The organism is Providencia sp. LY12 (assembly GCF_057621555.1).
Genome location: NZ_CM172594.1, coordinates 2371725 through 2391553 on the forward strand (window position 1 = coordinate 2371725; position 19829 = coordinate 2391553).

A 19829-nucleotide genomic window follows, 5' to 3' on the forward strand; every position below is an offset into this window, starting at 1 on the left:
ATTATTAAATCGCTTGTTAGATTAATAAATCTTTTCGATTCAAAGGGGTAGACCATAATTGTATTTTCCCGCATTATGTATGGCATACATTGTTCGCCATCAGAGGAAAATCATATGTCCAACACCCCTGCATCCCCTTATATCATGTACGGAATTAAAAACTGCGATACCATAAAGAAAGCTCGCCGTTACTTAGACGATAACAAAGTCAGCTACCAATTCCATGATTACCGCGTTGATGGCATCACTGATGAACTCCTCTCTACATTTTTGCAACACATCGATTGGGAAACCTTAGTCAATAAACGCGGTACAACTTGGCGCAAACTCAGCGATGAAGAGAAAAATGCAGTTGTTGATGCCGATAGCGCAAAAAAAGTCTTACTGGCTGAACCTGCGATGATCAAGCGCCCTGTTCTTGTTTCTGCTAATGGTCATTATCTTGTCGGGTTTAACGCCGATGATTACCAAAAATTCACAAAATAAAGGTGACTCAATGAACTGCCCTGTCATTGAACTTGCAAAACAACTTATCGCCCGTCCCTCTATCAGCCCAGATGATCAAGGTTGCCAAGATTTACTCATCGAACGTTTGAATAAAATCGGCTTTACGGTAGAAAAAATGCCATTTGGGGATACTCTCAATTTTTGGGCTCACCGTGGTGATAATGGCAAAACCCTCGCCTTTGCGGGTCATACCGATGTTGTCCCTGCTGGCGACCACAGTAAATGGCAGACTCCGCCATTTACGCCGACAATTATCAACCAGCATTTATACGGTCGTGGCGCTGCCGACATGAAAGGTTCTATTGCCGCCATGGTCGTTGCCGCTGAGCGTTTTGTAGAAAAACACCCAGCTCATACTGGTCGCCTCGCGTTTTTAATTACCTCCGATGAAGAAGCCAAAGCCACTCACGGCACCGTAAAAGTGGTGGAGACGTTACAAGCCCGTCATGAGCCAGTCGACTACTGCTTAGTAGGGGAACCGTCCAGCCAGTCTGCGCTTGGTGACATCATTAAGAATGGTCGTCGCGGCTCTATCACCGCACACTTAACTATTTTGGGTACCCAAGGGCATGTTGCCTATCCACATCTGGCGGATAACCCTGTACACCGTGCAACGGGCTTCCTTCAAGAGTTAGTCTCCACTAAATGGGATGATGGCAACCAATATTTCCCAGCCACCAGCATGCAAATCGCCAATATCAATGCAGGTACAGGCGCCGATAACGTCATTCCCGGTGAACTAAAAGTACAATTTAATTTCCGTTTTAGCACCGAACTGACTGATACCGTGATCCGTGAACGTGTGGCTGACATGTTAGAGCGCCACGGGCTGAATTATCATTTAGATTGGTTCTTATCAGGTCAGCCATTCTTGACGGGCGACAGCGAATTAGTGAGTGCAACGGTGCAAGCCATCCAAGAAGTCACGGGGCGCGCCACTACCTTATCTACCAGCGGCGGCACCTCTGACGGACGTTTTATCGCTCAAATGGGTACCCATGTTATCGAGCTAGGTCCATTAAATGCGACGATCCATAAAGTGGATGAGTGCGTTAGCGTCGATGATTTACAACAGCTCGCCGTAATCTACGAACGTATCATGGAGCTACTATTACTATGACTCTCTCCATCGAGATGTTAACCGGGCGCTCCACCGACCATTTAGTGACTTTGGGCGGTAATCACCGCCTACAGTTTAATACCACTAAAGCGTTTCTTGCCATGCAGCAAGCCGCCGCGCGCGCAGGGTTTAAACTACAATCCGCCAGTGCTTTTCGTGATTTTGCTCGTCAGCAGATCATTTGGAATGAAAAATTTGCAGGTAAACGCCCTGTTCTTGATACCCATAGCCAGCCGTTAGATATTTCAACATTATCGGCAGGCGAATTGTGTGAGGCAATCTTGCATTGGTCTGCACTACCAGGGGCGAGCCGTCATCACTGGGGGACAGAGATCGATGTTTACGACCCGCTACGTATTCCTGCTGGGCAAACCCTGCAATTAGAACCGTGGGAATATCAAGAAGGGGGATATTTTTCTGAGCTTAATCACTGGTTAACCGACAATATGGCGACCTTTGATTTTTACCGCCCTTTCACCGCGACCAATGCAGGTGTAGCGGAAGAACCTTGGCATATTAGTTATTGGCCGTTATCCCATGAAGCTGAACAGCTATTGACGCCAGAAATTGTTAGACAGGTGCTCACCGAAGAAGATATTAGTGGAAAACCCTGGTTATTAGATAACCTTGAGTATGTTTTCAACCGCTATATTAAAGTGCCTGAATGATTTATCTGTCACTCAGTTTCTCGCTGAGTGACAGCTTTTCCCATCACGCCATCATAAATCTGCGTTATTCTGATCCGAATTTGATACATCCACGACAGGCAAGCGGTACATAAAAATCAGTAACCAGCACATTCCTAAAAATAACCCGATTTTTAGCCAGCCATAGCTGACCACCCAAATCGAAAAGGCAAACGTAATAACGATTAACGTCATGGCTTTCGGTTTTACACCTTTTGGTAGTGCGCGATGCGCTTGCCAGTGACGTAAATACCCGCCAAACCATGAACGATATAGCAACCAGTAATGAAAACGTGGTGAGGAACGCGAAAAACACCATGCCGCTAATAATAAAAAACAGGTTGTTGGCATGACGGGTAAAATAGCGCCAAGAAAAGCTAAGCCAACAGCAATCCATCCTACTGTAATGAATATGATTTTCTTTATATTCACTCAGGCTCTCCCGTTACAACAAAAAACATGGTTAAATGACCCCACTAAAGCCTACCAACTGCGTCATGTGGGCAGGGCTACACATTATTATGATTAAAATAAGAAGGCAAATATGCATTGGTTAGCTGATTACTGGTGGATCATCCTACTGTTATTAGTCGGGGTCATTTGGAATTCAGTAAAAGAAATGATGCGACTCGACCCCAAAAAGTATTTAGATGACAAACCTGAAATTCCACCTCACAAAGATAATAATCACCTCTGGGATGATGAAGATGACGACTGGCCTAAAGACAAAAAGCGCTAATTTGTTGCCTTAAACTTTTCACCTCTTCAGGGTAATAGTCATTCAGCCACTGCGCGACTTCGGCTCTTGCGCGTTTTAACCACTGTTTTTGCCCTACTAACCCGAGTTGCATAGCAATATATTCCACAGATAGCCCTTGATGATAATACTCCGCAAGGGCTGAACCTGTTATTTCAGCCGCATGTTGTTGCTGTAAAACCGCTAAAAAACGCTGTAATGACGGCTCACTGGCGGCTAACGAACGATGGTAGTCGCTAAAGCCGACCAATTCTAGCCAATCTCCAGCGTCAAGATGCTGTTCAAATGTGCTTTTCAGACTAAATTCATTAAGATCATGACGCCAGAATAGGTCTCGTTCTAATCTCTGTTGCCCTAAATAGCAAATTGACTGAGCTTCTGCGGATAATGGCAATATCGCCATTGCCGTAAAACAGCCGCTACTCGCCTCAACATGCCGCCCAATTCGCACGATCTGGAATCCTGATGATTGCCAAAAAGCCAATAATTCTGGGGTTAAACCAAAGCTGACCGATAGGAAGTCTAAACCGTCCTGAATGCCTTGCTCGATTTGCGATTCTAATAACCGGTAACCAATTTTTTGGCGACGATATCCAGCATTTACAGCGATACGCATCACTCGTCGAGAACGTAATCTCGGGGCTTGAGGGAAATAGCAATGTGCTGCGAGGGATTGAGCAACCAGATTTCCCCGTGGACGCCGCTGTCCTGCCCAAATTTGCCAGCTCAGTTTTTCATCTAAATCCCCTTCATCCACCATCCATACTGCGCCAATAACATCCTGATTATGATGGCTTGCGACAGCAAAGTGCTGATGCTGTGCATCCAATAATCGACGTAAATCCAACGGCGAGGTCCGATAATGTGCCGCGGTCAATAGACCATAAAATGCGTGAAGTTGTTTAAGATCATGAGCCAGTAGCTGCTGGCTAAGTGACTTGAGAATAATCGGCTCTGACACAACATTCACCGATATAGCGCTTTCCAATAATAAACTTTGGTTAATCACTCTTTCGAGCGGGTCATGTTCTGCAAAGCGAATCGGTTGAGTGAGCGATAACGAGGTGAAATTTTCGAGGCTATCACAAAATTTCATCATAAACCCACGCCCCGAACCTTCATAACCTTCCACCGTCGTGGTCATGAGTACCCGAGGGAAAAAGGCGATAATCTGCCGCAAAATATGGGATGGAATAGCAGCAGTTTCATCAATAATTAACCAATCAGCATCAATCTTTTGTCCTGATTGGCAATAGTGCAAAAGCGCATCAGGCGCCCAAAATTTAAGTTCATGCTCTGCATATTCGGCAATGACGCCGGTGGTCACTTTGGCCGGCGCACAACACCAACACACACCTTTCCACTCCTTGATCAGCATCCCTGCTACGGTGGACTTGCCTCGCCCGCGAGGGGCTATCAATCCCCATACTCCATTTTTCGCAGACAGCAATTGTCCAAGCGCATCTTGCTGCTGTTGGGTTGGCTGACCATTGGGTGCTATCCATTTGGGGTGATCGGGTAGCAAATTCAGTACGCCAGGTTGATTTTCCTCCTCTCGCTGTTGATCAACAAACAGTACATCAGGGAGATTCTGGAAAGTGCGTTGTAAATGATGGACAAAATTCGGTGTGGGAATTTCACCAAATTGCTCATTCCATCTCACACTATCCGCATCATTTTGCTGCGCCCACAGAGATTGGGGTGGAGTGCAAAGCACCAATAAACTTCCTGCTTTTAGGGTTCCCGCTAAGATAGCCAACGCTTCGCTATGCAACCCTTTACGCGCATCAAAAATACCATGAACAAATTCGCGTCCAAGCAATAGTTGGGCTTTTTCTGGTTGAATACTATTGGGTAATTCTGGTGAGAGACAGAGCCAATCCCCCGCTAAGAAGCCTTGATACTCTTGAAGCTGAGTTGTGACCCATTCATGCTCCCCAGATAACACCAGCAAGCGGCGAAAACCGATATGATGTAGTTGCTCAACAATCGCTTGTAATGAATTTTTCATCGCCAAGATTACGATTTACCAATAAGTAATGACAGAATCCCAGCAGCGATCAATGGTCCAACCGGAACCCCTCGGAATAAGGCAACACCAATCACCGTACCCACCAATAGCCCTGCCACCGTCGAAGGCTGGCTCCCCATCAGCGCTACACCTCGGCTACCTAGCCAAGAAACCAATATGCCAATCACTATTGCCAATAATGATTTCCAATTCAAAAAGGAGCTTAATACATCATTTGCTGAGATTTTTCCGCTCGCAATTGGCGCCATAACACCTATCGTCAAGATTAAAATCCCGATGGTTAACCCATATTTTTCGACCCAAGGGAAGAAATTATTCAGCGGCGTGATCCGCACTACCAGCAAAAATAGCATGGCTAACGTCACTGTCATGTTGTGGCTGATAATGCCTAATCCTGCCAATACCAGCAAAATGATCAGTGTAGGATCCACTTGGCTCATAATTTTTCCCCTGTAAAAATAAATGCATTGCGGCAACACAGTTCCACCGCGTCAATTGAGAGAGTATGTTATTGATCTCGCGTTGAAGAGGCAAATCATCCTTCACCTTCAAACGCTATTTTCTGTAGTCTATCTGAAAAAAGTTTATCTTAGAAAATAGGTTTCCCTTCATTCATGGAACCCTAATAAAACTTAAGTTAAATAATCAGAATATTCGATACTCCCCATTGTTTTTTCACCCACTATTCCGACCTTCTTGATCAATATTTTCTAAGATACAGAGTGTTTCACTAAAAAAAACCAAAAAAAATCCCTTTCCCAGACAGCAAGTTATCTATTCGTATAATAGATTGCCGTAATCTATAAACACGATTCACTAGGATCTCGGCTATGTCTCACGATTTAACCACTTATTCAAACGCTCGCTTTATCGCACTGCGTCTACGTCCAGGGGAAGATATCATTCTTACCTTACGTGAACAGGTCAAACATCATCAGTTGCAAGCCGCATTTATTGCTGGCTGCGTGGGTAGCTTGACCGATGTTGCCTTGCGTTTTGCTGGGCAAGAAAATACCCATCTTACCTCAGGTAAGTTTGAAATTGTGTCACTGATAGGCACCCTTGATGCTCAGGGTGAACATCTGCATTTGGCGGTTTCCGATGAAAACGGGCAAATGAGTGGTGGACATATGATGCCGGGTTGCACCGTCAGAACTACCCTCGAATTGATTATTGGCGAACTGGAAAACAAAACCTTTACCCGTGAGCCTTGCGCGCTCTCAGGATATGAAGAATTGGTCATCACTTCTCGTTAATTTTTGTTCTATTTTGATTTCATTCTAGCTTTAATTTACAACTTATTAGGGATATTTAATTCATGGCAAACTCGTCAATCATTTCCAGCCGAACATTGGCTTTAATTGTTTTTTCGATTGCAATCAACATGGTAGTTGGGCAATTAAGTTCCATGTTAAAACTGCCTATCTTCCTTGATTCTATCGGCACGATTATCTGTGCGCTGCTCGCGGGTCCTTGGGCGGCTATCTTTAGTGGCTTAGCGACTAACTTACTGTGGGGCCTTTTAACAGGCCCTATCGCGGCGGCATTTGCCCCAGTCGCGATGATGATCGGCTTAAGTGCGGGTTTGCTGGCACGTGCTGGCGGTTTTCGTACTCTACCACGCGTTATTTTATCGGGCGTGCTGATCACTATCGCACTGATGATTGTCGCAGTACCTATTCGTACCTATTTATTTGCGGGTACTACCGGTAGTGGCGCAGACTTTTTTGTGGCTTATTTCCATGCTGTCGGTGAAAACTTATTAGAGTCTGTGGCTATCACTGTTTTAGGCGCCAATATTGCGGATAAGATAATTTCAGCCATTGTGGCTTGGTTGCTTGTCCGCCGTTTACCTGAGCGCGTTCAGCGTACTTTCCCGAATATGGCTAAAGTTCGCTAGGGGTTAGGATGCACCCTTTTACTTCATTGACCTTATGGTTCTGGTTTAGCGCTAGCACATTGATGCTACCGCTAGGCTGGGGATTAGTTATCGTTGCTTTCGCTACCCTTGCCGCAGTCATCTTGCGCTCAGCATCATTCCATCGCTGGAAATTTATCGCGGGAATAATGTTACCAATGGCGATAGGACTTTGGCTAATCCACGGAGGGTGGCTAAGTGAATTATTAACAGGCTCACCGCCACAAGCCCTTCAGCAGCAAAAAGCCATGGCTTTATGGCTGCGTCTGCTCGCCATCATTAGTGCCTCTCAGTTATGGCTACAGTATGTTCCCACTGAACGGTTTATCCGAGCGCTATTTGCCAGTCGCCTCCCGGCCAGCTTTGCCTATGTGCTTGCGGGTCCACTTTTACTTGTTGAACAACTTCGTCAGCAGCTTGCCACGATTCGTGAGGCTCAGCTTGCCCGAGGGGTTCCCTTAGATGGCCACTTTTGGCAACGATTAACGACGTTACCCGCCCTATTGCTTCCCCTGGCGAGCCAAGCACTCAGTGAGCTAACTGTCCGCGGTGCTGCCCTTGATATGCGAGGTTTTCGCTACACTCGCCATCGCACCACATTGAATAAACCTGCGGATAGCCGCCTTCAATATGCATTGCGTCTTGGCTTATTAGCACTAATCGTGATTGAAGCAGGGGTGGCGCTATGTTGGTAAACATGACGGAAAATAGGGCGGTAAATCTACAGCAATTAACATTTACGCCTCAAAACAGCGAGAAGCCTATTCTGTCAGAGATTAACCTAGCCCTATCACACGGAAATTGGCATTGTGTGTTAGGTGGAAATGGCAGCGGCAAAACCACATTAGCCCAACTATTAGCGGGTTGGTTGCCGGATCAGTTAACCGGAAATATCACGGGTAATGGCATGATCCTTGCTCAACCATTAGGGGAGCAATCGTTAGTTGAACTCTCTATTGAGCGTCAACTCGTGCAACAATCTCCGCAGTTACAACTCTCTGGCTGTACGTTTACCGTTGAGCAAGAAGTAGCTTTTGGTCCCGAAAATTTAGGGCTTCCGCCTGAAGAAATCGTTCAACGGGTTGAACAGGCTCTTGAGTTAACATTCAGCCAAAATTTACGCACTCGTCACCCTGCAACACTCTCTGGCGGAGAAGCTCAGCGCATTGTATTGGCGAGTGCTCTTGCTATGCAACCACGATTATTACTCTTGGATGAAGCCTTTAGCCGCTTAACGCCCGCAGCCACACATCGATTACTCATTCAGTTAAAAAATTACAGTGAACAAACCGGCTGTTGTGTCATTTTGTTCGAACGGCATTTACTGCCAGCTCTGCATTTTTGCGAAGATTTTTCGTTACTGGAACAAGGCAGTATTACTGCTCAAGGGAATATTGAAGCCATATTTTTACCCGCACAGCAGACAATCAATATGCCCGATGCATGGCGTGTTGTCGGGAAATTAATGGAGCGTGGTAGTTGGCACTCCCCGGTGCCTCGCAATGAACAACAACTGATTCAAGGCATTGAGGCGTGTTATGCTGCAAATTAATCAATTAAGCTTTCAATACGCCCCGAAAATCGCATATGCCATTGAGGCTCTCACACTGACAATTCACTCTGGGGAATGGGTGGCATTGGTGGGAGACAATGGCGCAGGCAAATCCACCTTATTGCGTTTAATGGCCGGTTTATTGCCACCTTCTACTGGGGAAGTCAATTTTAATCAACAATCTATCAGTGGATTGAAAGCAGCAAAACGCGCTCAGCAGATTGGAATTTTATTCCAAGAAGCTGAAAAGCAGATTTTTCACAGCACGGTGAAAGATGAAATTATGTTTGGATTACGCCGCCTAAAATTATCCTCATCGGATATCGCTGAAAAATTAAAGCGAGCTTTAACACTCTGCCATTTAACAGATGTTGCGGATAAACACCCGCTTGATTTACATTCCGCTCAGCGGCGCATGGTCGCAGTGGCCTGTTTAACCGCTATTCAGCCTAAATTACTGCTGTTAGATGAGCCAAGCCGTGATTTCGATACACAGTGGTTAGGGTATTTTGAGCAATGGCTCGATTATCAAAAACAATTGGGGGCTACGGTTGTCACGATCAGTCATGATTTGGATTTTGTGGCTCGCCATTTTGCGCGTGCGCTACATTTATCCCAAGGTCGCTTAGTGGCAGATGGTAATATTGAGACGGTATTACGCCACTCTGAGTTACAGCCAAATTCTGTTTTACCTTCCCCAACTTTGCATTCTCTCAGCCATCAGTTGAACCTACCTATCGAAAACCAAGCTGAGCGTTGGGTTCAGCAATTTCTGGCTCAGTCATGATTTGAAGACAAAAAAATAGCCTGCGGTTGGCAGGCTATCATTCTTCATATTAGCGAAGTTTTAGAAACTTAATCGAGTTTAACGCCGATACGACGAGCAACTTCTTCATAAGCTTCAATCAAGCCACCAAGGCTTTGACGGAAACGGTCTTTGTCCATTTTGTTCAGGGTTTCTTTATCCCACAAACGGCTACCGTCTGGAGAGAATTCATCACCCAGCACAACTTCACCTTTAAATAGACCAAACTCAAGTTTGAAATCGACTAAGATAAGACCTGCGTCCGCAAAAATCTTGCTTAAAACATCGTTCGCTTTGTAGCTCAGTTCGCGCATTTTCGCTAAGTTTTCTTTGCTCACCCAACCAAACGTTTCGCAGTAAGACTCGTTCACCATTGGGTCATGCTTAGCGTCATCTTTCAGGAATAAGTCGAACAGAGGCGGGTTTAAAATCATCCCTTCTTCAACCCCAAGGCGCTTAACCAGAGAGCCTGCCGCACGGTTACGGATAACGCATTCAACCGGCACCATATCCAGTTTTTTAACCAATGCTTCAGTGTCAGATAATAAGGCTTCCATCTGTGTAGGAATGCCTGCTTCTTGCAACTTAGTCATGATGAAATGGTTAAATTTGTTATTAACCATACCTTTGCGGTCAAACTGTTCGATACGCTCGCCATCGAGTGCTGATGTATCATTACGGAACTCCAGAACTAATAAATCTGGATCCTCTGTGGTATAGACCGTTTTTGCCTTGCCACGATACAACTCAGCTTTCTTTTGCATCTTAAACACTCCAGGGATGTGATTACACTCAATAGAAATCAACCTGCACAGCAGATTCAGATAAGTAACAGTAGAATAGATCGCTAAAAATAGCGGGTTCATTGTTAATTTTCTGCTCTGATTCAGTCAGTTACCCCAAAATCTTTGATACTTTGCTAACTAACTGATATTCAATATTTTATGATTAACTGCTAATTATGATAATAAAATTCTCGCGCATACGCAAACGATTACTTAGCTGCAAATACTGATTTTTTGTCCATTTGTTTCACCGAGAATTTAATGAAGGATAGATGTGCAGATGGGTAGTTAAAGTAATGGATGTTTGCTGATTACAATCAGTTTGTGGGTATATACGTCGATATCTCTACCCCAAAGTTGATTAATCCACTGACTAAAGAATTCAGCCTCAGTATGGATTTGCGTTAGTGGTCTGTCTTCGAGCGTGCCATCGGAAGCATAAATATAATAGCATTGATAAAATGCCCAAGAAATCATGATTTCCCAGAAGCGCTGTCCATCTCGGGTATGCTCTTCATCCGTTACCATGATGCTATGATTGTCGAGTAAATGAATGAAAAATATTCGAGGTAAATTGCCAATATTATTCCGATGTAGATGGGATATAGTGCGCCAAACTTTAATTTGCGTGCATGTGGTTTCACCAAAGACAATATCACTACGCAGTTTCAATTCGAGCAAATATATCGTTTCAGGCTCTTCACCAGTAGTCACCATCCTATATTGGTTTTTCTTACATGATTTCATTAATCGGTATCCTTGAGGTACCACATAATTTGGTAAATCAAAAACAGTAGCACCCTCCTCTAGAAAACTTCTTGTATGAGCAATATTATTTAATGAATTTAGTAAATTATCATTAAAGTTTGTTCCGGCAATTCTTCTTGGCATCGTTATATTATTCCTACTATCCATTGGTTTCGATGCGCTATTATCCATAACTTTTCTTTCACTGTTAGCCATTACAGCCTGAAGTTTATCCGAAAAAAAACGCCATCCCATAGGACGGCGTTTTCACTTGATAGAACAAATAAGTTAGCTATGTAAACTTATTTTTTAGTCGGTGCTTTACTGAAAGCGGCTTTCAGTGCAGCGACCATTTCATCATTCTGTTTCTGAGTTAATGGCACGCCTTTAGTGTTGATAAACTGTAGGCTACTACGGTTATTCAAATCACCCACTTGGACTTTATAGTCATCTTCAGGTACCGATGGGTCATCAATACCCAGCGCTTGCCACTCAGAGCTGCTCAAACCTTTGTAAGTCACCATGACGGAACCTGCTGAGCGGCTACGGTCACCCACTTTCATACCAACACTTTCTAATGCGTGAGGTAAACGCTCCCAAACTGCATCGTACGGTGCACGAACGATAACCACTGGTAAGCCAGTGTCATTGCTACCTGTTTGAACATCAATGATGCCATAGGCGCTTTGCAAGCTATTTTTGCTTGAGGTATCACGCAGTGTGTACAGAGCGTCGGTTAAATCGTTTAATAACAGTTTGTTATAGCGTTGAATTTCCGCTGCATCTGTTACCGTTTCATCACCTTGGCGTAAGCCTAAGTTAGTCACTGTTAATGCAATCATGCCATTTTCTGGCTGAACAGTGACTTTATGACGGCTCTCTAATGGGACGTTTTCGTCTGCACGATCCCATTTAATCCAGTCAGTTTCGATAGAGCGAGAACCATCGTTCTTCGTTGAGACTGGGATGCCACGCTGTTCTAAAATCATGGTCACTTGTGACCATAAAGCATTATTTTCAGGAGTATTATCTAGCAACAAACGGCTGGCTTCTGCGCTGTTTTCAGTGCGTGAACCTGCTAATTGTGAAATCGTCAGTACTGGTGGGCGAATATCTAACGCTTTCCCAACCGCCCCTGTTGAAGTGGTTTTAGGAATGTCATATTCACCATTAGTTGCTGGTAAAGTGATCCCCTGCGGCGCATTCAGCACTTTCAATGGCGCAGCATTAAGATATTCCTCATCACCACTAACCTGACGTTTATAGCGCTGATCGCTGGAGCAGGCTGCCAGTAACACGACAAGTGACAGGCCAGCAACCTTCATAACCTTCGATTTTTGCAATAATGTTGCCATTAAAATTCCCTAAATTTTACAGTAAACCCGCGAGTTTCAAGGCATCTTCAACCTTTTGCTGTCCAGATACAGTTAACGGTGTCATTGGTAACCGTAAAGTATCATCCGCAATAAGACCTAAACGATGACAAGCCCATTTCGCAGGGATTGGATTCGGCTCAACAAATAACTGATGATGAAGTCCCATCAGCTGTTTATTCAATTCACGGGCCTCAGTATATTTGCCCGCAAGCGCTAAGTCACACATTTTTACCATCTGCGCAGCCGCGACGTTGGACGTGACCGAAATGACGCCCTTTCCACCGAGTTGCATAAAATCAAGTGCAGTCGCATCATCGCCAGAAAGTAGAACAAAATGGTCATCAACCAACTCTTTGATTTGATGAACCCGTGCTAAGTTCCCTGTGGCTTCTTTAATAGCCACAATATTCGCCAATTTCGCCAAGCGGCCCACAGTTTCAGGTAATAAATCACATCCAGTGCGCGATGGTACATTATAGAGAACTTGTGGCAAGCTGGTGTTTTCTGAAATAGCTTTAAAATGCTGATATAAACCTTCTTGTGACGGTCTATTATAATAAGGCGTTACTGTTAGGCACGCAACTACACCACTGTTTTCAAACTCATTTGTTAGTGAAATCGCTTCTGCGGTCGCATTTGCACCTGTTCCCGCAATAATTGGGATACGTCCATCAGCTAACTCAAGCGTCGCTTTCACTACATCAACATGCTCTTTATGGTTTAATGTTGCTGATTCCCCCGTTGTTCCCACTGACACAATCGCAGAGGTTTTATTTGCGACATGGTAATCCACCAGCTGTTTCAAGCTTTTTCTATCAACGTTACCCGTTGAATCCATTGGTGTGATCACAGCAACAATACTGCCTTGTAAAAAGTCTTTGTAGTTTACGTTTTGATTAGCCATCGCAATACCCCCTAAATAGTGAGTTTCCATGTTACGTTTTCATTTCACAGAAGAAAACCACCCAAACGCAAGATTTTAATGAATTTTGTTAATGCCGATGACATTAACTTAAATAGAAGTAATAATTCAGCCATATTTGTCGCAAGAGTGAATCGCCCCACTTGGCAGATTCACAATTTTATGGTTTCCTTACCACCATCCTGAGTCAATATCATTGACCTAAATTTAGTCAAAATAAGGAAGATACTTTGCCTAAGACTGAACCGCAATTTCTTGTTATTACTGCGCTGGGAACAGATCGTCCGGGCATTGTGAATACAATTACACGCCTTGTCAGTGAATGTGATTGTAATATTGAGGATAGTCGACTCGCTATGTTTGGCGAGGAATTTACTTTTATAATGATGTTATCCGGCAGTTGGAATGCTATCACGCTTCTAGAAGCGATTTTACCGACTAAAGGGGCTGAGTTAGATTTACTGATTGTTATGAAACGCACGCATAGTGTACAAAAAACCTACTATCCGTCTACTGTAACTGTGAATGTGATGGTGGACGATGCGCCGCGTATTATTGAACAATTTACCAATTTGTTTACCACTCAACAGTGCAACATCGCAGAATTAATTTCTAAAACACAGCCTGCAAATGATACACAACCGGCTCAATTGGAAATTCAAATTACAGCTCATGACCCACTGGATGATAATGGCATAATTATAAAGAATAAATTTCAACAACTATGTACAATGCTAAATGCCAAAGGCAACATCAGTATTGTTAACAACCCCAAAATGCAGAGTTAACGGAGATATATGTAATGAACCCATTGAAAGCCGGTGATAAGGCACCTCAATTTAGCCTTCCTGACCAAGATGGTGAAATCATCAATCTTTCTGATTTCCAGGGTCAACGCGTATTAGTTTACTTTTATCCTAAAGCGATGACGCCAGGCTGTACAGTTCAAGCATGTGGACTGCGTGATGAGATGGATACACTAAAAGCAAAAGGTGTCGAAGTTTTAGGTATTAGTACAGACAAACCAGAAAAATTGGCTCGTTTCGCTGAAAAAGAGTTATTAAACTTCACACTGTTATCCGATGAAGATCATCAAATTTGTGAACAATTTGGTGTGTGGGGTGAAAAACAATTTATGGGTAAAACTTATGACGGTATCCACCGCATTAGTTTCCTTGTCGATGCAAATGGCACCATCGAGCACGTATTTGACGATTTTAAAACCAGTAACCACCATGAAATCGTATTAGCGTACATCAACGCTCACGCATAATTACTGATACATAGTGACTAAAACCTAATCACTAAAAAGGGTTGCTAATTTAGCACCCCTTTTTTCTTACTGGCTCTTTTTTAGCCTTCTGTTTTTTCTGTTGTTTCACTATCACTCAAATCTTGTGGCCACGCGTTAATCACCGCTTTAATTAAAGTTGCAAGTGGGATAGCAAAAAATACGCCCCAGAATCCCCATAAACCACCAAAAACAACCACTGACAAAATAATCACTAATGGGTGTAAGTTCACCGCCTCAGAATACAACAGCGGTACGACAATGTTACTGTCTAGCCCTTGGATCACCAGATAAACAATAAACAGTGACCAGAACTCCGTACCAATACCCCATTGGAATAATGCGACTAAGACCACCGGAATGGTAGCTGCCACTGCACCGATATATGGGATCAAAACAGAAACACCAACCAACACAGATAACAGCACTGAGTAGCGCAGATCAAAATAGGCAAAACCAATGTAGGTACAGACGCCAACAATCACCATTTCCGTGACTTTACCACGCAGATAGTTAGTAATTTGCTGATTCATCTCTAGCCAAACTTTACTGACTAAAAGACGATTTTTCGGTAACAGTTTTAAAAAACTTTTGGTGATCTTTTCTTTATCTTTTAGTAAGAAAAACATCATTAACGGCACTAAAACCAGATAGACGGCTAACGTAAAAATACCAATTAATGAAGCGACTGACGCTTTTACCACAGACTCCGCAACAACTGACAACCTACTGCGCACATTATCTGCCATCATATCAATGATGCCAGCATCAACTAGTGCCGGATATTGTTCCGGTAATCGGCGAGCAAACTCGCTAAAGCGATTGACCATGTTAGGTAAATCCGCCACGAGGTTGATCCCTTGTTGCCACGCTGTTGGTGCAATAATTAAGATTACCATGGCACTTATTCCAGCAAACAAGGTCAAAATGATGCTAACCGCTAAAACGCGGGATAAACCAAGTCGTTGGAGTAAATGTGTTGGCCATTCAAGTAAATACGCTAAGACAATTGCGACTAATAATGGAGCCAGTATACTGCTGAAGAAAAAGATGACCAGAAAGCCAATAACCAGCAAACTAAACAACGCAACTGCTTGCGGGTCAGCAAAGCGCCGACGGTACCATTGTAAAAACATTTCTAACATTCATTGGCTCCTGGGAATGTAAAACAAAGACAGTTCCTAAATTAAAGAAAATTATACCGAATAACAGATTTTACGATAGCTTTTGCTATCATATCTCCCAATTAATTCGTGTTTTCTGTAGGTAATAAGTGAAGATATGCACTATGACTAAAAAACTGAAATATCCACTGCTCGCTATCCTGATGTCCGCACTTCTCCATGGTGCTGTATTACCTGCCTATAGTGCTGTTGAAGATACCCTACCCGATATCGGTACAACCGCGGGAGGCACTCTCAGCATTAACCAAGAAATCATTATGGGTGATGCCATTACTCGTCAAATCCGAGGAAGTACCCCTCTCATTTATGACCCATTACTAACCCAGTATGTGAATAAGCTGGGACAACGTTTAGTGACGAATGCCGATTCTGTCAAAACGCCATTTAAATTTTACCTGGTCAATAACCCGAATATTAACGCTTACGCCTATTTTGGCGGCAACGTGGTTCTTCACTCCGCACTATTTCGTTATAGCCAAAATGAGAGCCAGCTTGCTTCCGTTATGGCGCACGAAATCTCTCACGTGACACAGCGCCACCTCGCGCGAATGATGGAAGACCAGAAAGCCACAACACCGTTAGCTATCGCGGGGACCATTGGTTCTCTATTACTGGTGATGGCGAACCCGCAAGCCGGTTTTGCCGCATTAACGGGAACATTCGCGGGAATGCAGCAAGGGATGATCAGCTTTACACAAGCCAATGAGCAAGAAGCCGACCGCATTGGTCTACAAACATTGCGTCGTTCAGGGTTTGACCCTCATGCTATGGCTGACTTTATGCAAATCATGTCTGACCAAACCCGCTATATGTCTAAACCACCAGAAATTTTACTGACTCACCCCTTACCCGATAGCCGTTTAGCCGATGCCCGTAACCGTTCAAACCAATATCCGAAAGTCCATGCTCCATCCTCATTAGACTTTATGTTGGCACGCGTTCGTATTTTGTCGATGTATAGCCCTGCGGATCAACGCAATGCGCTGGACCAAATCATCGAAAACTACAGTAAAGGCAATGCTCAAGAGCAAATGGCAGCAAAGTACGGTAAAGCATTACTATTATCTCAAGATAAAAAATACAGCGAAGCGGGCGTTATTATTTCTGAATTATTAGCCAAGCAGCCGGATAACCCGTGGTTTATCGACTCCATGACCGATATCGATATTGAGCAAAAACAAGTTGGTAAAGCGGTTGCTCGCCTACAAGATGCTTTGAAAAAAGCACCGAAAAATACGGTGTTTATTGTCAACTTAGCGAACGCATACGTCAGTAACGGGCAATATAAAGATGCCACTAATTTATTGAATAAATACACGTTTGATTACCCAGATGACCCTATTGGTTGGGATCTGCTTGCGGAAGCTTCCGCAAAACTTGGGGATCGTAATGCAGAACTGGCGGCGTATGCCGAAGGCATGGCACTGCGCGGCAACTATGATACTGCCATTAATTATTTAAGCGAAGCGAGCCGTAAAAGCCGCTTAGGCAGTTATGAACAACAACGTTTTGATGCGCGAATCGATGAACTCACTCGATTAAAAGAGCGCGATAGCAACGCAAAACCGTAAGGAATAAAGATAATGACGGATTCAATTAAAATTTATCACAACCCTCGCTGCTCCAAGAGCCGTGAAACACTGGCTTTATTGCAAGAAAAAGGCATCACGCCGACGGTGGTTGAATATTTAACGACGCCACCTTCAGTCGCTGAGATTGAAAAATTGCTGAAGATGCTTGGATTTACCGATGCGCGCCAATTAATGCGCACCAAAGAAGATATCTATAAAGAATTGAAATTAGCGGATGATAGCGTCACTCAAGCGCAGCTTATTCAAGCCATGCATGATAATCCAAAGTTAATTGAGCGTCCGATTGTGGTAAAAAGTAAAAAAGCCAAGTTGGGTCGCCCACCAGAGCAAGTACTGGAAATTTTATAAGCAGGCTATTTGGCAGACAATAAATTGGCAGTCGATGGGCTGCCAATTTTTTATAACTTGAGAATGTCTTTAACGAAAGGAATGGTCATTTTACGCTGGGCGACAATCGAGGCGTGATCAAGCTTATTTAAGATATCAAATAAGGTGCCCATCTTTCTGTCTAACCGTTTTAATACAAACCGACAAACATCTTCAGGCAATTCGAATCCACGAATACTGGCGCGTAATTGCAGCGCACAAATTTTGTCTTCATCACTTAAAGGGTGCAGTTTATAAATTTGCCCCCAATCTAGGCGAGAAGCTAAATCCGGCAGCTTCAAGTCAATCTGGCGCGGTGGGCGATCCCCGGTGATCAGTAAGCAGGTTCGACCAATTTCTAAAATGCGGTTATACAGATTGAAGATGGCCATTTCCCACTCTTCATCCCCTGCGATGCATTGAATATTATCAATACAGACAAGAGAAAGATGTTCCATACCTTCAAGCACATCAGGTACAAAGTAAGCGCGTTTATCCAGTGGCACATAACCCACAGCAACACCTTGCTCAGACAACTCAGCACATGCCGCATGCAGTAAATGACTCTTACCGCCTCCTTCTCTTGACCAGTAATAGATATAACTACCATGAGGCTGATTAATCGCCGTTTTGAGCGCAGAGAGTAATCCCTCATTTTCCCCTGCATAAAAACTGGCAAAGGTTTCATCATCAGGAAGAGAAAGTGGTAATGAGAGTTGAGATGGTGTATTCAGAAGCGCCTCTGATTGTGCAGTTCAATTAACGCCATTGAGTTTATCATAAATAACAAGAAGAGATGAACAGCCTGACGGTTAATTGCCGGAGCTTTAGCCACTCCGGCAATCTATTTTACTTAATCATGACTTATTTTTTATTTTCGTCTAAGACTTTCACTTCTGAAGTCACAAACTGTTTTTCTGGGCGAACAAAGGTAATAAAGCGAAATAACAGCGCCATCAGAATACCGACGATAGTCGCCAACGCCATTCCTTTCAGTTCAGCTTGACCAATGTGGATCACCGCGCCACTCACACCGATGATTAAAATCACTGAAGTTAAAATCAGGTTTTGGGGTTTGTTATAATCTACTTTTGAATCAATCAGAACACGAATACCCGAAGCACCGATTACGCCGTACAGTAACAGTGAAACACCGCCCATGACGGGTACTGGCACTAATTGAATCGCAGCCGCTAATTTGCCCACGCAAGAGAGTAAGATAGCGATAATTGCCGCACCACCAATGACCCACGTACTGTAGACCTTAGTAATCGCCATTACGCCGATGTTTTCACCATATGTCGTATTTGGTGTCGAGCCAAAGAAACCCGATAACACGGTAGAGAAACCGTTTGCGAACATGGAACGATGTAAGCCAGGGTTTTTCATTAAATCGCGCTCAACGATATTCGCGGTCACCACTAAGTGCCCAACGTGTTCCGCAATGACCACTAACGCCGCAGGCAGGATGGTTAAAATCGCAAACCACTCAAAACGCGGTGTATAGAAAGTCGGAATGGCAAACCATGGCGCTTCGATAACTGGCGTAAAGTCAACAATCCCCATAAAGTAGGAAAGTGCGTAACCTGAGAGGAAACCAATTAAGATTGGGATAATCGATAAGAATCCACGGAAAACCACAGCACACAAGATAGTGACTGACAATGTGGTGATCGAGATAATTAAGGTATTTGAATCAACCGCGGCGCCTTCTTTAGGTAATAAGCCCGCCATACCCGCTGCCGTTTGCGCTAATTCCAGACCGATAACCGCGACAATCGCCCCCATCGCTGCGGGTGGGAACATCACATTTATCCAACCGCGTCCTGCCACTTTGACAATCAATGCCACAATACAGAACAGCACCCCGCAGATAATAAACCCGCCAAGCGCTAACTCATACCCAAGAGGCAGTAAAATTAATACCGGAGAAATAAAGGCGAAGCTCGACCCTAAATAAGCCGGGATTTTTCCCTTACAGATAAATAAATACAGCAGCGTACCGATCCCGTTGAATAATAAAATCGTTGCCGGGTTCACGCCAAACAAAATAGGAACAATAACCGTTGCCCCAAACATGGCAAACAAATGTTGAAAGCTTAATGGAATGGTTTGTAGTAATGGTGGTCTTTCTTCAACACTTATCGTGCGGCGTGTCATGCTCGTCATCCTCTTATGCGTCGTGAATA

23 protein-coding genes are annotated in these 19829 nt (G+C 43.9%); 13 read left to right on the plus strand and 10 right to left on the minus strand.

Annotated elements, in window-relative coordinates; translation table 11 throughout:
* Nucleotides 1-114 precede the first annotated feature (114 nt).
* The 3 genes from ACY3ZI_RS11195 to ACY3ZI_RS11205 are packed head-to-tail and all read left to right on the plus strand — an operon-like array spanning nt 115 to nt 2295.
* A complete protein-coding gene (locus tag ACY3ZI_RS11195) occupies nt 115-486 on the plus strand; it encodes an ArsC family reductase (RefSeq protein ID WP_211885776.1) in 372 nt (123 codons plus the stop codon).
* A 10-nt stretch (nt 487-496) separates the two neighbouring features.
* Nucleotides 497-1627, plus strand: a complete 1131-nt coding sequence (dapE, locus tag ACY3ZI_RS11200) for a succinyl-diaminopimelate desuccinylase (RefSeq protein WP_211885777.1) — start codon at nt 497-499, stop codon at nt 1625-1627.
* Complete coding sequence (locus tag ACY3ZI_RS11205; protein WP_211885778.1) at nt 1624-2295, plus strand: M15 family metallopeptidase; 672 nt, start codon at nt 1624-1626, stop codon at nt 2293-2295. The genes dapE and ACY3ZI_RS11205 overlap by 4 nt, the downstream gene beginning before the upstream one ends.
* Nucleotides 2296-2346: 51 nt before the next feature.
* Here the strand turns inward: ACY3ZI_RS11205 and ACY3ZI_RS11210 are convergent, their stop codons facing one another.
* Nucleotides 2347-2739 (minus strand): DUF454 family protein, encoded by a 393-nt coding sequence (locus ACY3ZI_RS11210; protein WP_211886421.1) that lies wholly within the window; start codon nt 2737-2739, stop codon nt 2347-2349.
* Between the two features lie 118 nt (nt 2740-2857).
* On the opposite strand from ACY3ZI_RS11210, the gene ACY3ZI_RS11215 reads away from it, so the two are divergent.
* A complete protein-coding gene (locus ACY3ZI_RS11215; RefSeq protein WP_036953252.1) occupies nt 2858-3052 on the plus strand; it encodes a YpfN family protein in 195 nt (64 codons plus the stop codon).
* On the opposite strand, the gene ACY3ZI_RS11220 is transcribed toward ACY3ZI_RS11215, so the two are convergent.
* Together ACY3ZI_RS11220 and ACY3ZI_RS11225 are read right to left on the minus strand one after the other, a co-directional pair.
* A complete protein-coding gene (locus ACY3ZI_RS11220) occupies nt 3033-5081 on the minus strand; it encodes a tRNA(Met) cytidine acetyltransferase TmcA (protein ID WP_487375170.1) in 2049 nt (682 codons plus the stop codon). The two genes, ACY3ZI_RS11215 and ACY3ZI_RS11220, sit on opposite strands and share 20 nt — an antisense overlap.
* 8 nt (nt 5082-5089) lie before the next feature.
* Nucleotides 5090-5542: a DUF441 domain-containing protein gene (locus tag ACY3ZI_RS11225; protein ID WP_036953250.1), complete on the minus strand. Its 453-nt coding sequence runs from the start codon at nt 5540-5542 to the stop codon at nt 5090-5092.
* Between the two features lie 390 nt (nt 5543-5932).
* On the opposite strand from ACY3ZI_RS11225, the gene ACY3ZI_RS11230 reads away from it, so the two are divergent.
* The 5 genes from ACY3ZI_RS11230 to ACY3ZI_RS11250 all read left to right on the plus strand — a co-directional run bounded on the left by ACY3ZI_RS11230 (nt 5933) and on the right by ACY3ZI_RS11250 (nt 9359).
* Entirely contained in the window at nt 5933-6358 is a 426-nt protein-coding gene (locus ACY3ZI_RS11230; RefSeq protein WP_211885780.1) for a PPC domain-containing DNA-binding protein, read from the plus strand.
* Nucleotides 6359-6420: 62 nt separating this feature from the next.
* A complete protein-coding gene (locus ACY3ZI_RS11235) occupies nt 6421-7002 on the plus strand; it encodes an ECF transporter S component (protein WP_211885781.1) in 582 nt (193 codons plus the stop codon).
* 8 nt (nt 7003-7010) lie between these two features.
* Nucleotides 7011-7715, plus strand: coding sequence for an energy-coupling factor transporter transmembrane component T (locus tag ACY3ZI_RS11240; protein WP_487375171.1), 705 nt, complete (start codon nt 7011-7013; stop codon nt 7713-7715).
* On the plus strand, nt 7706-8572 hold the full coding sequence (locus ACY3ZI_RS11245; protein ID WP_487375172.1) for an energy-coupling factor ABC transporter ATP-binding protein: 867 nt from the start codon (nt 7706-7708) through the stop codon (nt 8570-8572). Before ACY3ZI_RS11240 ends, ACY3ZI_RS11245 begins: the two co-directional genes overlap by 10 nt.
* Nucleotides 8559-9359: an energy-coupling factor ABC transporter ATP-binding protein gene (locus tag ACY3ZI_RS11250; RefSeq protein WP_211885790.1), complete on the plus strand. Its 801-nt coding sequence runs from the start codon at nt 8559-8561 to the stop codon at nt 9357-9359. Before ACY3ZI_RS11245 ends, ACY3ZI_RS11250 begins: the two co-directional genes overlap by 14 nt.
* 68 nt (nt 9360-9427) lie before the next feature.
* Here ACY3ZI_RS11250 and purC read toward each other — a convergent pair whose 3' ends face one another.
* The 4 genes from purC to dapA form a co-directional block, all read right to left on the minus strand.
* Nucleotides 9428-10141 carry a phosphoribosylaminoimidazolesuccinocarboxamide synthase gene (gene purC, locus ACY3ZI_RS11255; RefSeq protein WP_036953240.1) on the minus strand — a complete coding sequence of 238 codons (714 nt, stop codon included), beginning with the start codon at nt 10139-10141 and terminating at the stop codon, nt 9428-9430.
* 309 nt (nt 10142-10450) lie between these two features.
* Nucleotides 10451-11125 (minus strand): hypothetical protein, encoded by a 675-nt coding sequence (locus ACY3ZI_RS11260; protein ID WP_487375173.1) that lies wholly within the window; start codon nt 11123-11125, stop codon nt 10451-10453.
* An 86-nt stretch (nt 11126-11211) separates the two neighbouring features.
* Complete coding sequence (gene bamC, locus ACY3ZI_RS11265) at nt 11212-12264, minus strand: outer membrane protein assembly factor BamC (protein ID WP_036953238.1); 1053 nt, start codon at nt 12262-12264, stop codon at nt 11212-11214.
* A 16-nt stretch (nt 12265-12280) separates the two neighbouring features.
* Nucleotides 12281-13189, minus strand: coding sequence for a 4-hydroxy-tetrahydrodipicolinate synthase (gene dapA, locus ACY3ZI_RS11270; RefSeq protein ID WP_211885794.1), 909 nt, complete (start codon nt 13187-13189; stop codon nt 12281-12283).
* 248 nt (nt 13190-13437) lie between these two features.
* Here dapA and ACY3ZI_RS11275 point away from each other — a divergent pair, with 248 nt between their 5' ends.
* Both ACY3ZI_RS11275 and bcp read left to right on the plus strand, forming a co-directional pair.
* Nucleotides 13438-13995, plus strand: coding sequence for a glycine cleavage system transcriptional repressor (locus ACY3ZI_RS11275; protein ID WP_036953236.1), 558 nt, complete (start codon nt 13438-13440; stop codon nt 13993-13995).
* Nucleotides 13996-14009: 14 nt separating this feature from the next.
* The gene (gene bcp / locus ACY3ZI_RS11280) at nt 14010-14480 is read left to right on the plus strand and encodes a thioredoxin-dependent thiol peroxidase (RefSeq protein ID WP_196712396.1); all 471 of its coding nucleotides are present in this window, start codon (nt 14010-14012) and stop codon (nt 14478-14480) included.
* A gap of 80 nt (nt 14481-14560) precedes the next feature.
* Here the strand turns inward: bcp and ACY3ZI_RS11285 are convergent, their stop codons facing one another.
* Nucleotides 14561-15643: an AI-2E family transporter gene (locus tag ACY3ZI_RS11285; protein WP_211885796.1), complete on the minus strand. Its 1083-nt coding sequence runs from the start codon at nt 15641-15643 to the stop codon at nt 14561-14563.
* A 143-nt stretch (nt 15644-15786) separates the two neighbouring features.
* On the opposite strand from ACY3ZI_RS11285, the gene bepA reads away from it, so the two are divergent.
* Together bepA and arsC are read left to right on the plus strand one after the other, a co-directional pair.
* Nucleotides 15787-17253: a beta-barrel assembly-enhancing protease gene (gene bepA / locus ACY3ZI_RS11290; protein WP_211885797.1), complete on the plus strand. Its 1467-nt coding sequence runs from the start codon at nt 15787-15789 to the stop codon at nt 17251-17253.
* A gap of 12 nt (nt 17254-17265) precedes the next feature.
* Nucleotides 17266-17622: an arsenate reductase (glutaredoxin) gene (arsC, locus tag ACY3ZI_RS11295; RefSeq protein ID WP_487375174.1), complete on the plus strand. Its 357-nt coding sequence runs from the start codon at nt 17266-17268 to the stop codon at nt 17620-17622.
* Nucleotides 17623-17672: 50 nt separating this feature from the next.
* Here the strand turns inward: arsC and hda are convergent, their stop codons facing one another.
* Together hda and uraA are read right to left on the minus strand one after the other, a co-directional pair.
* Nucleotides 17673-18374 carry a DnaA inactivator Hda gene (hda, locus tag ACY3ZI_RS11300; protein ID WP_036953226.1) on the minus strand — a complete coding sequence of 234 codons (702 nt, stop codon included), beginning with the start codon at nt 18372-18374 and terminating at the stop codon, nt 17673-17675.
* Between the two features lie 130 nt (nt 18375-18504).
* Nucleotides 18505-19800 carry a uracil permease gene (gene uraA, locus ACY3ZI_RS11305; RefSeq protein ID WP_036953224.1) on the minus strand — a complete coding sequence of 432 codons (1296 nt, stop codon included), beginning with the start codon at nt 19798-19800 and terminating at the stop codon, nt 18505-18507.
* Between the last annotated feature and the right edge of the window lie 29 nt (nt 19801-19829).

What these genes read in the sequence shown, in the direction of transcription:
- ACY3ZI_RS11195 (WP_211885776.1), top strand. Translation starts at nt 115, where the DNA reads ATGTCCAACACCCCTGCATCCCCTTATATCATGTACGGAATTAAAAAC.
- dapE (WP_211885777.1), top strand. Translation starts at nt 497, where the DNA reads ATGAACTGCCCTGTCATTGAACTTGCAAAACAACTTATCGCCCGTCCC.
- ACY3ZI_RS11205 (WP_211885778.1), top strand. Translation starts at nt 1,624, where the DNA reads ATGACTCTCTCCATCGAGATGTTAACCGGGCGCTCCACCGACCATTTA.
- ACY3ZI_RS11215 (WP_036953252.1), top strand. Translation starts at nt 2,858, where the DNA reads ATGCATTGGTTAGCTGATTACTGGTGGATCATCCTACTGTTATTAGTC.
- ACY3ZI_RS11220 (WP_487375170.1), bottom strand. Translation starts at nt 5,081, where the DNA reads ATGAAAAATTCATTACAAGCGATTGTTGAGCAACTACATCATATCGGT.
- ACY3ZI_RS11225 (WP_036953250.1), bottom strand. Translation starts at nt 5,542, where the DNA reads ATGAGCCAAGTGGATCCTACACTGATCATTTTGCTGGTATTGGCAGGA.
- ACY3ZI_RS11230 (WP_211885780.1), top strand. Translation starts at nt 5,933, where the DNA reads ATGTCTCACGATTTAACCACTTATTCAAACGCTCGCTTTATCGCACTG.
- ACY3ZI_RS11235 (WP_211885781.1), top strand. Translation starts at nt 6,421, where the DNA reads ATGGCAAACTCGTCAATCATTTCCAGCCGAACATTGGCTTTAATTGTT.
- ACY3ZI_RS11240 (WP_487375171.1), top strand. Translation starts at nt 7,011, where the DNA reads ATGCACCCTTTTACTTCATTGACCTTATGGTTCTGGTTTAGCGCTAGC.
- ACY3ZI_RS11245 (WP_487375172.1), top strand. Translation starts at nt 7,706, where the DNA reads ATGTTGGTAAACATGACGGAAAATAGGGCGGTAAATCTACAGCAATTA.
- ACY3ZI_RS11250 (WP_211885790.1), top strand. Translation starts at nt 8,559, where the DNA reads ATGCTGCAAATTAATCAATTAAGCTTTCAATACGCCCCGAAAATCGCA.
- purC (WP_036953240.1), bottom strand. Translation starts at nt 10,141, where the DNA reads ATGCAAAAGAAAGCTGAGTTGTATCGTGGCAAGGCAAAAACGGTCTAT.
- ACY3ZI_RS11260 (WP_487375173.1), bottom strand. Translation starts at nt 11,125, where the DNA reads ATGGCTAACAGTGAAAGAAAAGTTATGGATAATAGCGCATCGAAACCA.
- bamC (WP_036953238.1), bottom strand. Translation starts at nt 12,264, where the DNA reads ATGGCAACATTATTGCAAAAATCGAAGGTTATGAAGGTTGCTGGCCTG.
- dapA (WP_211885794.1), bottom strand. Translation starts at nt 13,189, where the DNA reads ATGGCTAATCAAAACGTAAACTACAAAGACTTTTTACAAGGCAGTATT.
- bcp (WP_196712396.1), top strand. Translation starts at nt 14,010, where the DNA reads ATGAACCCATTGAAAGCCGGTGATAAGGCACCTCAATTTAGCCTTCCT.
- ACY3ZI_RS11285 (WP_211885796.1), bottom strand. Translation starts at nt 15,643, where the DNA reads ATGTTAGAAATGTTTTTACAATGGTACCGTCGGCGCTTTGCTGACCCG.
- bepA (WP_211885797.1), top strand. Translation starts at nt 15,787, where the DNA reads ATGACTAAAAAACTGAAATATCCACTGCTCGCTATCCTGATGTCCGCA.
- arsC (WP_487375174.1), top strand. Translation starts at nt 17,266, where the DNA reads ATGACGGATTCAATTAAAATTTATCACAACCCTCGCTGCTCCAAGAGC.
- uraA (WP_036953224.1), bottom strand. Translation starts at nt 19,800, where the DNA reads ATGACACGCCGCACGATAAGTGTTGAAGAAAGACCACCATTACTACAA.